Genomic DNA, 14,712 nt, shown 5'->3' with positions numbered 1-14,712 from the left:
TCACTTCGCGCCGGCCGAAGCCAGCTTTGATCCGTCAATCCGACAGTTTACGCCGGTTACGGTTGCCCCGCCGAAACACCTTCGTTCGGATCCAGCGCGGCAACCTTCTCCTTCAGCCATTTTTCGACCGACGGGAACACAAACTTGCTGACGTCGCCGCCCAGTTGCGCGATTTCACGCACGATGGTGCCGGAGATGAACTGGTATTGATCGGACGGCGTCATGAACATGGTTTCGACGTCAGGCAGCAGATAGCGGTTCATGCCGGCCATCTGGAACTCATATTCGAAGTCCGAGACGGCACGCAGGCCACGCACGATCACCCGAGCGTTATTGCTGCGGACAAAGTCTTTCAATAGCCCTTTGAAGCTCATCACCTGAACGTTCGGGTAATGCCCGAGCACTTCATGAGCGATGTCGAGTCGCTCTGTCAGCGTAAAGAACGGCTTCTTGTTGCGGCTGTCGGCAACGCCCACCACCAGCGTGTCGAAAATGCTCGACGCGCGCCGAACGAGGTCTTCGTGACCGCGCGTCAGCGGGTCGAACGTGCCCGGGTACACGGCGACTACCATGAGACTTCTCCTCTCTTCAGACAAATGGGCACGTCAAAGCGTCCACGCGACGCATTTGGCACCGACCGCACGCGTGACGGTACCCGTCCGCTGCTTGTTTTGGAACGCGCATTATTCCTTATTTTCGCGCTGCAGCAAATGAAAGTGGACAGCGCCAGCTTTGCCTTGCCGCACGACTTCCCAACCGGCGAGCGTCTCATTCCCATCCAGTTCGAGCGCATCGCCTGCCTCCACGTACAGAAAACCTTCCGGGCTCAGCAGCGGCACGGCCAGAGCGAGCGCCTTGTCGAGCAGATCGCCGTCGAACGGCGGATCGAGAAACACCACGTCGAACGATCCGGGGGCGAGGCTCGCCGCGAGGCGCAAGCCGTCGGCTTCCGCGATTTCGATCGTACGCGCCGCCAGGCGTTCCTGGTTCGCGCGCAACTGGCTGGCGGCCCGCGCATTGCGCTCGACCATCAACACCCGCGCCGCGCCGCGCGAGGCAGCTTCGAAGCCGAGTGCGCCGCTACCGGCGAACAGATCGAGGCAGCGCTGGCCGTCCAGCCGTTGGCCGAGCCAGTTGAACAGCGTTTCGCGCACGCGGTCGGGCGTGGGGCGCAGGCCGTCGAGGTCGAGCACGGGCAGCGGTGTGCGCTTCCAGTCGCCGCCGATGATACGGATGGCGTGCGGCTTGCCGCCTTTGGACGAAGCGCCGTGGGCGCGTGAAGGAGCAGAACGGGGCATGCAGTTTCGATTACGTTATAAGGGCACCCGCGACGCCGATGCGTGCGGACTGGAGCGCCAACGTTACCACAGGGGCGCCGGGCGTCCAGCCTGGCCGTTCGGCCAATACGACGGGCGGCGGCGCGCCTGATAAAATGTGCGGCTTCCAGCGCCTTGCATCCCGCATCGCAACGCTGCCTGCCGCTCCCACGGGCCCGTCCCGGCTGCGCGCATCGGCGCGCGCTCTCACCACGCCAGATCATGTTCAGCTTTTTCAAACGATTCAAGGGTTCGAAAGAGTCCGATAACGCGCCAGAAGAATCGCAGACGGCGCCGGAAGCCCTCGCGCCCGAACCCGCCGTAGAGGCGCCGCAAGCGCCCGTCGCGCCGTCGGCGCCGCGGCCGGTTGCTCCGGTTAGCGCCGATACGCAACCGGCTGCTGCCGCGTCCATCAATGAGCCCGAACCCGAAGCACCCGCGCTCGAAACCGTCGAAATCGTCCCGCCACCTATGCAGGACGCGAGCGCAAAGCGCTCGTGGCTCACGCGCCTGAAGACCGGTCTGTCGAAAACGAGTTCGAGCCTGACCGGCATTTTCGTCGGCGCGAAGATCGACGAAGACTTGTACGAAGAACTCGAGACGGCGCTGCTGATGTCGGATGCGGGCGTCGAAGCCACCGAATTCCTGCTCGAATCGTTGCGCGAAAAAGTGCGCACCGAACGCCTCACCGATCCTCAGCAGGTGAAAGCAGCGCTGCGCACGCTGCTGATCGACCTTCTCAAGCCGCTGGAAAAATCGCTGATGCTCGGCCGCGCGCAACCGCTGGTCGTAATGATCGCGGGCGTCAACGGTGCAGGCAAAACCACCAGCATCGGCAAGCTCGCCAAGCATCTGCAGAGCTTCGATCAGTCGGTGCTGCTGGCTGCGGGCGACACCTTCCGCGCAGCCGCGCGCGAGCAACTTGCAATCTGGGGCCAGCGCAACAACGTGACGGTGGTGTCGCAGGAAAGCGGCGACCCGGCAGCGGTGATTTACGATGCGGTCGGCGCCGCGCGTGCGCGCAAGATCGACGTCATGATGGCGGACACGGCCGGCCGTCTGCCGACCCAGTTGCATCTGATGGAAGAACTGCGCAAGGTAAAGCGCGTGATCGGCAAGGCGCAAGACGGCGCGCCGCATGAAGTGCTGCTGGTGATCGATGCGAACACCGGCCAGAATGGTCTCGCGCAAGTGAAGGCCTTCGACGACGCGCTCGGCCTCACCGGCCTGATCGTCACCAAACTCGACGGCACGGCGAAGGGTGGCATTCTCGCGGCGATCGCGCGGCAGCGTCCGATTCCGGTGTACTTCATCGGCGTCGGCGAAAAGGTGGAGGACTTGCAGCCGTTCAGCGCGGAAGAGTTTTCGGACGCGTTGCTGGGCGGTTGAACGCAGCAACGTTCGTCGCAGAACAAGCAGAAAGGGCGCCCTTCACCGAGCGCCCTTTTTTCATTCAAATCACCGCATCATTCCGCGTCGGGCTGAACACCGGGCGCTGCACGAGCGAACGCGTCGATCTGCATTGCGTGCTCGTAGATGCGCTGAATCGTCGGAAACTTCGCCGTATCCACCTTGAAGCGCTGGGCGTTGAATACCTGGGGAATCAGACAGGCGTCAGCCAGTGTCGGCGTGTCGCCGAAGCACAGCTTGCCGGTGCGCGAATCGCCCGCCAGATGTGCATCGAGCGTCGCAAAACCCGCTTCGACCCAATGCTTGTACCACGCGTCTTTTGCGTCGTCGTCGAGACACAGCGTGTGTTTCAGGTATTTCAGCACGCGCAGATTGTTCAGCGGATGAATCTCGCACGCCACCTGCAACGCTACCGAGCGCACATACGCGCGCTCGGCCGGCGTGCCGGGCAAGAGCGGCGGTTCGGGATGCGTTTCTTCCAGATACTCGATGATCGCGAGCGACTGCGGCATCACTTCGTTGCCGTCGACGAATGTGGGCACGATGCCGTCCGCATTCACCTTGCGATACTCGGGCTTCAACTGCTCGCCGCCGTCGCGCACGAGGTGCACCGGCACATAGTCGTACGGCAGGCCCTTCAGGTTCAGCGCGATGCGCACGCGATAGGACGCCGAACTCCGGAAATAGCTGTAAAGCTTCATGTTATGTGTCTCCTCCCACCGCGCTTCAGACGACGCGTACGTTGAGCTCGCCGAGCCCGTCCACGCCGCCCTTCATGAGGTCGCCCTGCACCACCGCGCCGACACCTTCCGGCGTGCCGGTGAAAATCAGATCGCCAGGTTGCAGTTCGAACAGTGTCGACAGATAGGCAATCGTCTCGGCCACCGACCAGATCAGTTGCGACACGTCCGAATTCTGTTTTTCCTCGCCGTTCACCGATAACCAGATCGCGCCCTTGCCGACATGGCCGACTGTCGTGACCGGATGGATCGGACCAAGGGGCGCCGAGTGATCGAAGCCCTTTGCGGTATCCCACGGACGGCCCAGCTTTTTCGCTTCGGCCTGCAGATCGCGGCGTGTCATGTCGAGACCGAGCGCATAACCGTACACGTGGTCGAGTGCGCTTTCGGCCGGAATGTTCTTGCCGCCTTTGCCGATCGCCGCCACCAGTTCCATCTCGAAGTGGACGTTCTTCGATTGCGAGGGATAGGGGAATTCGCCGGTCGCACCGGGCGCGACATACAGCACGGCATCGGACGGCTTGGCGAAGAAGAACGGTGGTTCGCGGTCAGGATCGTGCCCCATCTCACGCGCGTGCGCCTCGTAGTTGCGGCCCACGCAGTAGATGCGACGCACCGCGAACTGCTCGCTGGACCCCACGACCGGCACCGCAACGACCGGTGCGGGTGCAAATACGTAACTCATCCCGTTCTCCGTTTCTGGATTGTGCCGCGCCCGCGCGGCGATAAAACATCGAGTGTAACGCGCGGCAAAGCGCCGCGCAGCGGATCGGCACCGGCACGCGCGGACCGGCGATTCCGCCGCATCGTCTCACGGGATCGCCGGCCCGCCGGACCGCCTCGCCGCTATAGATGCGATACTCACACTGGATAGCGTCCTTTGAATTCCCCGGCCGACCGCCCCAAGGCGGCACGCCCCCGTCCCACTGCGCCCGATGACCGACACCGCCGACACCGCCAATCTTTTCCCCTGCGCCCGCTATATCAAGGAAATCGGCCGCGGCCCGAACGGCGCCCGCGCGCTGACTGCTGAAGATACGCGCACGCTTTACACCGCGATGCTCGACGGCCGCGTGGCCGATCTCGAACTCGGCGCCGTGCTGCTCGCGTATCGCGTGAAAGGCGAAACCGCAGACGAACTCGCCGCCATGCTGGCCGGCGCGCAGGCGTCGTTCGAACCGCTTCATCTGCCGCACGCGGCATTCCGGCCCGTGTCGATACCCACCTACAACGGCGCGCGCAAACAGCCCAACCTGGTGCCGCTGCTCGCGCTGCTGCTGGCACGCGAAGGTGTGCCGGTGCTGGTGCATGGTGTCACGGAAGATCCGGGCCGCGTGACCAGCGCTGAAATCTTCACACATCTGCAGATCCCGCATGCGCGATCGCACGCCGACATCGAAGACGGTCTCGCCGAGCGCCGTCTCGCGTTCGCACCGATCGAGGTACTCGCGCCGAAGCTCGCGCATCTTCTCTCCCTGCGCCGGAGGATGGGCGTACGCAATTCGACGCACACGCTCGTGAAAATTCTGCAGCCGTTCGCGCCCGCCGGGCTGCGGCTCGTGAACTACACGCATCCGCCGTATCGCGACAGTCTCACGCAGTTGTTCAACACGCACCCGGCCGCCGCGGAGGGCGGCGCCCTGCTCGCGCGCGGCACCGAAGGCGAAGCGGTGGCCGACACGCGCCGCCAGGTGCAAGTGGATTGGCTGCACGACGGCATCTGCGAAACGCGCGTGCCGCATGAGCGCTCGTCGCCCGACGCGCCTGAAGTCGACTTGCCCGAAGCTCGCGACGCAGCGACCACGGCCGCGTGGATCGACGCCGTGTTGCGCGGCGAAGCGCCTGTCCCGAGCGCGATCGAACGGCAAGTGGAGCTGATCGTCGACGTCGCGAAAATACCCGTGTGATGCGCGCGGCGTGAGTGCAACGCAGCGCTTGCGGCATTGCATTCACGCGCCAGGACGGCGGCCCCGGGTTGACATGCCGCTGCGAGCCGTCATACATTAGACCTATGCGTTCCCTTCCGAACACCCTCCGAATTACCTCCGGCCGCCTAGCGCGGCCCCTATCGCTACGTCTAGCGTAAGTCAGACGTAGCGCCGCGCGTTGGCAGCCTGAATCACCCAGATTAGTTGCCCAAAGCGCGGTCCTCAAAGCCGTTCCGCAGTTCCCCGCAGTTACTGTCTCACCCCCGACCGTAGTTCTTCACAACCTGTAGTCGTTTGCGTTCGTCCGTTTACCCTTCGGACGAAGCGCGAGGGTCAATTTCATGTTGCGCAATCCCGCTGAAAAATACCGTCCCTTTCCCGCAGTGCGCCTCACCGGGCGCAAATGGCCGAGCCGCACGATCAACCACGCGCCGATCTGGATGAGCACCGATCTGCGTGACGGCAATCAGGCACTAATCGAGCCGATGAATGCCGTACAAAAACTCGAATTCTTCGAGATGCTGGTAGCGATCGGCTTCAAGGAAATCGAAGTCGGTTTCCCGTCGGCCTCGCGAACCGACTTCGATTTCGTGCGCAAACTGATCGAAGAAAACCGCATTCCCGACGACGTGACGATCGAAGTGTTCGTGCCCTCACGCGCCGAACTGATTGCGCGCACGTTCGAATCGCTGGAGGGCGCGCCGCGCGCCATCGTGCACCTGTACAACGCAATCTGCCCGTCGTTTCGCAAGATCGTCTTCAACCAGTCGAAGGAGCAGATCAAGGCACTGGCTGTGGAAGGCACGTGCCTCATCAAGAAACATGCGCACGCGCGGCCCGATACGCACTGGACGTTCCAGTATTCGCCCGAAACCTTCAACACGACCGAACTCCCGTACGCGCGTGAAGTATGCGACGCAGTTGCGCAGACGTGGCGGCCCACGCGCGACGACAAGATGATCGTCAATTTGCCCGCTAGCGTCGAGGCCGCGACACCCAACGTGTTCGCCGACCAGATCGAATGGATGGACCGCAATCTCAGTTATCGCGACAGCATCGTGCTGTCGGTGCATCCGCATAACGATCGCGGCACCGCCGTGGCTGCTACGGAACTGGCGCTGCTGGCGGGCGCGGATCGCGTCGAAGGATGTCTGTTCGGCAACGGCGAGCGCACGGGCAACGTGGACCTCGTTACGCTCGCGATGAACCTTGACGCGCAGGGCGTCGACCCAGGCCTCGACTTTTCGGATATTGGTGCGGTGCGGCGCGTGGTCGAGCGCTGCAATCAGATTCCGGTGCATCCGCGGCATCCGTATGCGGGCGATGCTGCAGAGCGGCCGGTGTGGAGCGACGAGGATCTGCAGCGCGTCGCTGCCTGAGTGGCTTGAGGCGGGGCGGAGCCGACCGTCGCGGTTCAGACCGCGTTCGCGGCGGCGCAACTGCATCAAAACCCGCCCGGCCGAACCCACCAGGCGGCGAATTCAGCATGGGCGGTGCGACCCGCCTGCTCGTGCCGTTCGAGTGCTCACAAGGCGCTCACCAACTGCGACCAGCGAAACGAAGTGGGCTCACAAGGCTCACTCGATCGCGCAACGCGTCGCCTGCCAGGCGATCAGGCGCCATTGCCCATCTTCCTGTGTGTGAATCGCCGTGTACGCGATCGGAAACAGCAGCGCTCCGTTGTTCGCTTCCATTTCGATCAGCGCGCGCCCGGTGACGACGCAGGTCTCGCGCCCCACCGGCAGCACTTCTTGCGACTGCACCTCGATCTGCCGATAGCGGCGGCGCCCGGCGGTAATACCGTCGATGAACTGTCGCTTCGTTTCACGCTTGCCGTTCGTATGGACATAGCTCACGTTGTCCGCGAGCAGCGCATCGAGCGACTGCCCGTCGCCGTCGACCATCGCACGGAAGCGTTCTCGCTCGAGCCCGCGAATCGCTTCGATTATCTTTGCCGCCATTGCTCAGCCCCTTGCACCGGTGAGCCGAACGTGGCCACGGTCGTCAGAAGTTATATTGCAAATATAGCTGGTGGAAATTTATACCAGGATTCGGCTCTTTGATACCGCCATTGGAAATATGCTGGAAGCGATAGCCCGCCTCGTACTGCTGACGACTGCCGAATTGCAGGCCGACACCCGCCATGGGGGCGAACTGGAACGCGGTCGAGAGCGTGAGGTCAGTGGCGATTCTCGGACTCGTCAGAAGGCGGATACCGGCGCCCGCTTCGACGTAAGGGCGAATCGCGCCCGCTCCGTCGATGAAGCGAATGATCGGCGTCACACCGATCTCGCCGATGTTCTCGTGCACATTCCCTTCGTCGGTATGCCACCAGGCCACGTGCGCTTCGCCGATCAGCGAAAAGTGCCAATCGCCGATCTGCCACCACGTCAGATTCGGATCCCAGACCAGGCCGAGATCGAGCTTTTTAATGTGGTTATCTCCCAGGCCGCCGGCGATCTGCACGCCGAACTGGTCGGCTGCCGCCAGTCCCGAAGCGCCAAACAGGATGGCCGCCGAAGCGCCTTTTAGAACCACACCACGCAACGCATTTTTTTTGTTCTTCATCGCACACCCGAGCTAGTCGAACGTTGGTCAGTAGATCACTGTCCCGTTTATTCTAAAGACAATGTACATCCGGCGGATCGTATGAAGAAAGCAAAATTTCCGCAATTAGTCACTTCTATTTTTGAAAATATCGGTCATTTATAAGAATGAAGGCGTTTTGTCAGGTAAATCCTGCGACTCACACACACCTGGCCATAAAGGTATACCATTACTATCAAAATCTAAATTTCAATAGGAATTTGCGGAACTTGGATGTCCCTACAGCCTCTAAGTATTAGCACTCGGCAAATCAGAGTGCTAACATCCAACGCTGGAGTCGTTTACCTGAATACGCTTTTGTCTGATTCCAAAGGAGTTTCCTACGTGAGCCATGCAATGACCCTTCCGAGTACTTTGAGCCCGTCATCGGCTAAGGCCGCTTCGGCAGGTGCACTGGCGCTCTCGCATTCCTCGCTGCTGCCCGGTCAACTGGGCAATATCGACGCCTACATCCAGGCCGTAAATCGGATTCCGATGCTGACGCCGGCGGAAGAACGCCAGTTCGCCACCGAATTTCGCGAGCAGGACAACCTCGGGTCCGCGCGCCGTCTCGTCCTGTCGCACCTGCGGCTGGTCGTATCGATCGCGCGCAATTACCTTGGTTATGGACTGCCGCATGCCGACCTGATCCAGGAAGGCAATATCGGCCTGATGAAGGCCGTGAAGCGCTTTGACCCCGAGCAGAACGTACGCCTCGTGTCGTACGCCATGCACTGGATCAAGGCTGAGATCCACGAATACATTCTGCGCAATTGGCGGATGGTGAAGGTCGCCACCACCAAAGCGCAGCGCAAGCTGTTCTTCAACCTGCGCAGCCACAAGCAGGGCCTGGGCGCATTCACGCCGGACGAGATCGAAGGTCTTGCCAAAGAGCTGAACGTGAAGCGCGAAGAAGTGGCCGAGATGGAAACGCGCTTGTCCGGCGGCGATATCGCGCTGGAAGGCCAGGTCGAAGACGGCGAAGAGTCGTACGCGCCGATCGCCTACCTCGCCGACTCGCATAGCGAGCCGACTGCGGTGCTGGCTTCGCGTCAGCGCGACAAGCTGCATAGCGACGGTATCGCGAGCGCGCTGGACGCGCTGGACGCCCGCAGCCGCCGCATCATCGAGGCACGTTGGCTGAAGGTGGAAGACGATGGTTCGGGCGGCTCGACGCTGCACGAACTGGCCGACGAATTCGGCGTGTCGGCCGAACGTATTCGCCAGATCGAGGCGAGCGCAATGAAGAAAATGCGCGGCGCGTTGAGTGAATATGCGTAACACTTAAAGCTTGAGTCGTGCCGGCTCGTCTGGCGCGCGCTGTTTAGCTGCAGAGCCCTGCCCTCGCAAGAAGGCAGGGCTTTTTTGTGCCCGCTCGACAATGCCTGCGCTCAATCGAAGACGCACGCGCACTCACTCAAGGACATGCCCACCAAACACGTGTTTCTTGACGTATCACAAACCCCATAGCAATACTGTTCAGACGGCGTGACGTTCGCGACCCAATGCCGCAGTGCCGAACTTACGCGCACTAGGTCATTGCTCCTAGAATCGGGATGAACTTGCCAGGCCCCTGAAACGGCCTGGATCCAGCCGGTTAAACCGGTGTGAAGTTGCCTTCTACCGATCATGACCATAGCCCTGAATCGCAATAACAACCCTCGCTCGAGCCTGCGCAAACGGCTCGCCGCCTGGGTACGCGGTCCGACGCTGGCGCGGGATATCGCCATCGTCCTCGCCATCAAATTCGTACTGCTGATGGCGCTCAAGTACGCTTTTTTCAATCATCCGCAGGCGGAGCATATGTCGCTGCCGCCTGAACAAGTCGCGCAGGCGCTGCTGTCCGTGCCTGCCTCGCATCCGTCCCAAGGTGGTCAACATGCCCGTTAGCGAAGTCGTAGAACTGTCGCGCCTCCAGTTCGCCATCACGGCGCTTTATCACTTTCTGTTCGTGCCGCTCACGCTCGGTCTGTCCTGGCTGCTCGTCATCATGGAATCCGTCTATGTAATGACCGGCAAGCAGATCTACAAGGACATGACCCAGTTCTGGGGCAAGCTGTTCGGCATCAACTTTGCGATGGGCGTCACCACCGGTCTCACGCTGGAATTCCAGTTCGGCACCAACTGGTCGTACTACTCGCACTATGTCGGCGACATTTTCGGCGTGCCGCTGGCCGTTGAAGGGTTGATGGCGTTCTTCCTCGAGTCGACCTTCGTCGGCCTGTTCTTCTTCGGATGGAAGCGGCTCTCGAAAGTGCAGCACGTGGGCGTCACGTTCCTCGTCGCGCTAGGCTCGAACCTGTCGGCGCTGTGGATTCTGGTGGCCAACGGCTGGATGAACAATCCGGTCGGCGCCACCTTCAACTACCAGACCATGCGCATGGAACTCGACAGCATCTTCTCGGTGCTGTTCAATCCGGTCGCGCAGGTGAAGTTCGTGCACACCGTATCGGCCGGTTACGTGACCGCTTCGATGTTCGTGCTCGGTGTGTCGTCGTGGTATCTGCTGAAGCGCCGCGACACCGAGTTCGCCTTGCGCTCGTTCGCTATTGCCGCCGGCTTCGGTCTGGCCTCGACACTGTGCGTGATCGTGCTCGGCGACGAATCCGGCTACCGCACCGGCGAAGTTCAGCAGGTCAAGCTGGCCGCCATCGAATCCGAATGGGAAACGGCGCCCGCACCCGCGCCCTTCACGATCATCGGCATTCCGAATCAGAAGGAAGAACGCACCGACTATGCGATCCGCATTCCGTATGCGCTCGGCCTCATCGCCACGCGCTCGATCGACGAACCGGTGGTCGGCCTAAAGGAATTGATGGCCCAGAACGAAGTGCGCATCAAGAACGGGATGCTCGCCTATGCCGCGCTGCAAAGGCTCAAACAGGGCGACGCCACGGACGAAGTCAAAGCCGCCTTCGACGCGCACAAGGAGGACCTCGGCTACGGCCTGATGCTCAAGCAGTTCACCCCGAACGTCACCGACGCCACGCCGGATCAGATCGTGCAGGCCGCCAAGAAGACGATTCCGCCGGTGGCGCCCGTGTTCTTCTCGTTCCGCCTGATGGTCGGCCTCGGCATCCTGTTCCTTGCGACCTTCGTACTGGCGTTCTGGTTTTGCGCGCAGCGCTCCCTGCTGCTGGAGAAACGCCGCTGGTTCCTGCGCTGGGCAGTATGGGCAATTCCGTTGCCGTGGCTCGCTGCTGAATTCGGTTGGATCGTTGCTGAAGTGGGCCGTCAACCGTGGACCATCGCCGGCATTCTGCCGACCGCGTTGTCCGCATCGAGCCTAACGCCGGGCGATCTGTACCTGAGCATTGCCGGCTTCGTCGTGTTCTACACGGTGCTGTTCATCATCGAAATCATGCTGATGTTCAAGTACGCGCGACTCGGGCCTTCGTCGCTGCACACGGGGCGCTATCACCACGAACAACAACAGCCGCTGAATCAGTCGCTGCCGACCAACACGGCCGCATGATTCGCCGCCACTCTGTTCCAAGGGAAAGATCATCATGGATTACGCAACCCTCAAACTGATCTGGTGGGTGTTGATCGGCGTGCTGCTGATCGGCTTCGCGCTCACCGACGGCTTCGACATGGGCGCGGCGATTCTGCTGCCGTTCATCGCGAAGACCGACGCCGAGCGACGCATTGTCGTCAACACGGTCGGCGCGACGTGGGAAGGCAATCAGGTGTGGCTCATCACAGCGGGCGGCGCGATGTTCGCCGCGTGGCCGCTGGTTTACGCCGCGTCGTTCTCCGGCTTCTACTTCGCGATGCTGCTGGTGCTGTTCTCGCTGTTTTTCCGGCCGGTCGGCTTCGACTACCGCAGCAAACGTGAAGACCCGCGCTGGCGCAGCGCATGGGATTGGGCGTTGTTTGTCGGCGGCTTCGTCCCGGCGCTGGTGTTCGGCGTGGCGTTCGGCAACCTGCTGCAAGGCGTGCCGTTCTCGTTCGACACCGATCTGCGCGTCACGTATCACGGCAGTTTCTTCGCCCTGCTCAACCCGTTTGCTGTGCTGTGCGGGCTCGTTAGCGTGTCGATGCTGGCCGCTCACGGCGCAGCCTTCGTGAAGATGAAGGCAGACGACGTCGTCGCCGAGCGTGCGTCGCTGGCGCTGCGGATCGCTTCGCTCGCCGCCGTGGTGCTGTTCCTGCTTGCCGGCGCGCTGATCGCCACGATGATCGGCGGTTATCAGATCGTCGATGCCGCGCCGCTCGATACGGTGGCCAACCCGCTGCTGAAGAACGTGATCGGCGCACCCGGCCTGTGGCTCACCAACTACGCAAACTATCCGTGGATGGTGATCGCGCCGGTGGCCGGCCTCGTCGGTGGCGTGCTTGCCTTGTTGCTGGCGCGCTCGCGTTTTGAAAAGAGCGCCTTCCTGGCGACCACGCTGATGATCATCGGCGTGATCCTGACGGCGGGCTTCTCGATGTTCCCATTCATCATGCCCTCCTCGCTCGATGGCCGCAGCAGCCTGACCGTGTGGGATTCGACCTCGAGCCGCATGACGCTGCAGATCATGCTGATCGCCGTGATCATTTTCCTGCCGATCGTCCTGATCTACACGAGCTGGGTGTATCGCGTGATGCGAGGCAAGGTGACCGCCGCGGCGCTCGAAGAAAATCACCATTCAATGTATTGATCAGGAATACAGATAACAGGAGTTTGTGATGTGGTATTTCAGTTGGCTTCTCGGCATTGGCGTGGCGTTGGCGTTCGGCATTATCAACGTGATGTGGCTGGAAACGCGCCGGCCTTTGGAAACGAGTAAGCAGAAAGCACGTTGATGGAACCGCTGCCGGTCGCGCGCCGTTAGGCTCAAGCCGGTAAACGCAAAGCGGCACCTTGATTCAAGGTGCCGCTTTTTTATTGCTGCGTCATCGGAACAGAAGCGCAGTAATGGAGCGGCGCAGGCCGCTCCTCAACGTTGCATTACGCAGGCTGCGGCGCCGTACCGGCACCCGTATCGGGCGACAGGCGTGTCGCCAGTTGTGCGGCATAGCGCTGGGCTGCGTCGCCGACTACGATATGGAACGTGTCGGCCGAAACCCACGCCGTATCGAGCGTAGCAAGACGCTGACGATCAACCGCAGACGGATCGCGAACCACGATCCGCAGACGCGTTGCCGCCACGGCATCCAGCGACACGACGTTGCCCGCGCCGCCGAACACGGCGAGCCAACGCAACGGATCCGGGTCGAGCGGACCGCCCTGAGCACCGCTTGCAGTCGCCACAGGAGCCGCAGCGACAGCAGGCGCAACGGCAGCCACCGGCTTCACCGCATCGCCACCACCTTGTGCGATCACCGTGCGAATTTCATCAGCGATGATGTCCGCTTCCGGTCCAATAATCACCTGCACATTGGTCGAGCCGCGCTTGAGCACACCACGCGCACCAATCGTCTTCAGTTCGCTTTCCGAGACCTTGCTGGCATCGACCACCGACAGACGCAGACGCGTCGTGCAGGCATCCACCACCGACAGGTTCGACGCGCCACCCAGCGCGGCGATATAACGCTGTGCGCGCGGCACGGCGGCACCCGCCACCGGCGACACAAAACCGCCAGCCGCAAACGACTCGATCTGTTCTTCTTCTGCAGCAGGTTCACGACCCGGCGTTGCCATGTTGAACTTGCGGATGAAGAAGCGGAACAGGCCGTAGTACACGACCATGTACACGAGGCCGATCGGAATCGCCCACCAGCCCTTGGTCGACAGGCCGTAGTTCAGCACGTAGTCGATAAAGCCAGCCGAGAAGGTGAAACCGAGATGAATCCCAAGCGCCGAGCAGATCGCCAGCGACAAGCCCGTCAGCACCGCGTGGATCGCATACAGCACCGGCGCGAGGAACATGAAGCTGAATTCGATCGGCTCGGTCACACCCGTCAGGAACGAGGTGAGCGCCATCGACGCCAGCAGGCCGAACACCATTGCGCGGCGCTCTTTCGGTGCCTCGTGATACATCGCGAGACAGGCAGCCGGCAAGCCGAACATCATGACCGGGAAGAAGCCCGTCATGAACGTGCCTGCAGTCGGGTCGCCCGCGAAGAAGCGATGCAGGTCGCCCGTCACCGCCGCGCCACCCGGCGGCGTGAAATTGCCGAACACGAACCACGTCAGCGAATTGAGGATGTGATGCAGCCCCGTGACGAGCAACAAACGGTTCAGCACGCCGAACACGAACGCGCCGAGCGCACCCGCAGTGGTCAGCCAATGGCCGGCCGTATCGATGACGCCTTGCACCGGCTGCCATACGTAACCGAACACAATGCCTATCGCCAGACAGACCACACCGGTGACAATCGGCACGAAGCGTTTCCCTCCGAAGAATGCGAGGTAGTCGGGCAGCTTGATGTCTTTGTACCTGTTGTACAGCAAGCCCGCGACGATACCCGCCACGATCCCGGACAACACGCCCATATTGAGCTTGTCGTTGATGTCCTTCATCACCGCGATTTCGATCAGATAACCGATCGCGCCCGCGAGACCTGCCACGCCGTTGTTGTCTTTCGCGAAGCCGACCGCCACGCCGATTGCGAACAGCAACGGCAGGTTGTCGAAGATCGCGCCACCGGCGTCGGCGATCATCTTGATGTTGAACACATCGGGTTGGCCCAATCGCAGCAGCAAGCCGGCAACCGGCAGCACTGCAATCGGCAGCATCAGCGCGCGTCCCAGGCGCTGAATCTTCAGAAACGGATTCCCATCCATTGACACCTCCAATCCTT

The 14,712-nt window shown here is 61.7% G+C and carries 14 protein-coding genes and 1 pseudogene; 8 read left to right on the top strand and 7 right to left on the bottom strand.

Annotation, left to right across the window (positions count from 1 at the left end; all coding sequences use genetic code 11):
- Positions 1 to 56: 56 nt before the first annotated feature.
- Positions 57 to 572 carry a pantetheine-phosphate adenylyltransferase gene (coaD, locus tag P3T25_RS13715; protein WP_154564548.1) on the bottom strand — a complete coding sequence of 172 codons (516 nt, stop codon included), beginning with the start codon at positions 570 to 572 and terminating at the stop codon, positions 57 to 59.
- Positions 573 to 683: 111 nt separating this feature from the next.
- The gene (gene rsmD / locus P3T25_RS13710) at positions 684 to 1,298 is read right to left on the bottom strand and encodes a 16S rRNA (guanine(966)-N(2))-methyltransferase RsmD (RefSeq protein WP_171925170.1); all 615 of its coding nucleotides are present in this window, start codon (positions 1,296 to 1,298) and stop codon (positions 684 to 686) included.
- A gap of 240 nt (positions 1,299 to 1,538) precedes the next feature.
- Between rsmD and ftsY the strand changes: the two genes are divergently transcribed.
- Entirely contained in the window at positions 1,539 to 2,705 is a 1,167-nt protein-coding gene (ftsY, locus tag P3T25_RS13705; RefSeq protein WP_154564552.1) for a signal recognition particle-docking protein FtsY, read from the top strand.
- Between the two features lie 77 nt (positions 2,706 to 2,782).
- Here ftsY and maiA read toward each other — a convergent pair whose 3' ends face one another.
- Positions 2,783 to 3,427: a maleylacetoacetate isomerase gene (gene maiA / locus P3T25_RS13700; protein ID WP_171925169.1), complete on the bottom strand. Its 645-nt coding sequence runs from the start codon at positions 3,425 to 3,427 to the stop codon at positions 2,783 to 2,785.
- Positions 3,428 to 3,452: 25 nt separating this feature from the next.
- On the bottom strand, positions 3,453 to 4,151 hold the full coding sequence (locus tag P3T25_RS13695) for a fumarylacetoacetate hydrolase family protein (protein WP_429358217.1): 699 nt from the start codon (positions 4,149 to 4,151) through the stop codon (positions 3,453 to 3,455).
- A gap of 250 nt (positions 4,152 to 4,401) precedes the next feature.
- Here P3T25_RS13695 and ybiB point away from each other — a divergent pair, with 250 nt between their 5' ends.
- Together ybiB and P3T25_RS13685 are read left to right on the top strand one after the other, a co-directional pair.
- Positions 4,402 to 5,373, top strand: a complete 972-nt coding sequence (gene ybiB, locus P3T25_RS13690; RefSeq protein WP_154564556.1) for a DNA-binding protein YbiB — start codon at positions 4,402 to 4,404, stop codon at positions 5,371 to 5,373.
- A gap of 362 nt (positions 5,374 to 5,735) precedes the next feature.
- A pseudogene (locus tag P3T25_RS13685) lies at positions 5,736 to 6,719 on the top strand (2-isopropylmalate synthase); the annotation flags it as partial.
- 252 nt (positions 6,720 to 6,971) lie between these two features.
- On the opposite strand, the gene P3T25_RS13680 reads toward P3T25_RS13685, so the two are convergent.
- Both P3T25_RS13680 and P3T25_RS13675 read right to left on the bottom strand, forming a co-directional pair.
- Positions 6,972 to 7,355, bottom strand: a complete 384-nt coding sequence (locus tag P3T25_RS13680; protein ID WP_097391220.1) for a nuclear transport factor 2 family protein — start codon at positions 7,353 to 7,355, stop codon at positions 6,972 to 6,974.
- A gap of 43 nt (positions 7,356 to 7,398) precedes the next feature.
- Positions 7,399 to 7,962, bottom strand: coding sequence for an acyloxyacyl hydrolase (locus P3T25_RS13675; RefSeq protein ID WP_171925165.1), 564 nt, complete (start codon positions 7,960 to 7,962; stop codon positions 7,399 to 7,401).
- A gap of 363 nt (positions 7,963 to 8,325) precedes the next feature.
- On the opposite strand from P3T25_RS13675, the gene rpoH reads away from it, so the two are divergent.
- The 5 genes from rpoH to cydX all read left to right on the top strand — a co-directional run bounded on the left by rpoH (position 8,326) and on the right by cydX (position 12,771).
- Positions 8,326 to 9,261 (top strand): RNA polymerase sigma factor RpoH, encoded by a 936-nt coding sequence (gene rpoH, locus P3T25_RS13670; protein WP_168435870.1) that lies wholly within the window; start codon positions 8,326 to 8,328, stop codon positions 9,259 to 9,261.
- 348 nt (positions 9,262 to 9,609) lie between these two features.
- Entirely contained in the window at positions 9,610 to 9,870 is a 261-nt protein-coding gene (gene cydP, locus P3T25_RS13665) for a cytochrome oxidase putative small subunit CydP (RefSeq protein WP_154564561.1), read from the top strand.
- Complete coding sequence (locus P3T25_RS13660; RefSeq protein WP_154564563.1) at positions 9,860 to 11,455, top strand: cytochrome ubiquinol oxidase subunit I; 1,596 nt, start codon at positions 9,860 to 9,862, stop codon at positions 11,453 to 11,455. Before cydP ends, P3T25_RS13660 begins: the two co-directional genes overlap by 11 nt.
- Positions 11,456 to 11,489: 34 nt before the next feature.
- The gene (gene cydB, locus P3T25_RS13655) at positions 11,490 to 12,626 is read left to right on the top strand and encodes a cytochrome d ubiquinol oxidase subunit II (RefSeq protein WP_429358216.1); all 1,137 of its coding nucleotides are present in this window, start codon (positions 11,490 to 11,492) and stop codon (positions 12,624 to 12,626) included.
- A 28-nt stretch (positions 12,627 to 12,654) separates the two neighbouring features.
- Entirely contained in the window at positions 12,655 to 12,771 is a 117-nt protein-coding gene (gene cydX, locus P3T25_RS13650; RefSeq protein ID WP_154564567.1) for a cytochrome bd-I oxidase subunit CydX, read from the top strand.
- Positions 12,772 to 12,916: 145 nt separating this feature from the next.
- Here the strand turns inward: cydX and nagE are convergent, their stop codons facing one another.
- A complete protein-coding gene (gene nagE / locus P3T25_RS13645; RefSeq protein ID WP_429358215.1) occupies positions 12,917 to 14,695 on the bottom strand; it encodes an N-acetylglucosamine-specific PTS transporter subunit IIBC in 1,779 nt (592 codons plus the stop codon).
- Positions 14,696 to 14,712: the final 17 nt, after the last annotated feature.

Source organism: Paraburkholderia sp. GAS32, assembly GCF_050434225.1.
GTDB lineage: Bacteria > Pseudomonadota > Gammaproteobacteria > Burkholderiales > Burkholderiaceae > Paraburkholderia > Paraburkholderia madseniana.
This window is presented reverse-complemented; position numbering and strand designations above follow the sequence as displayed.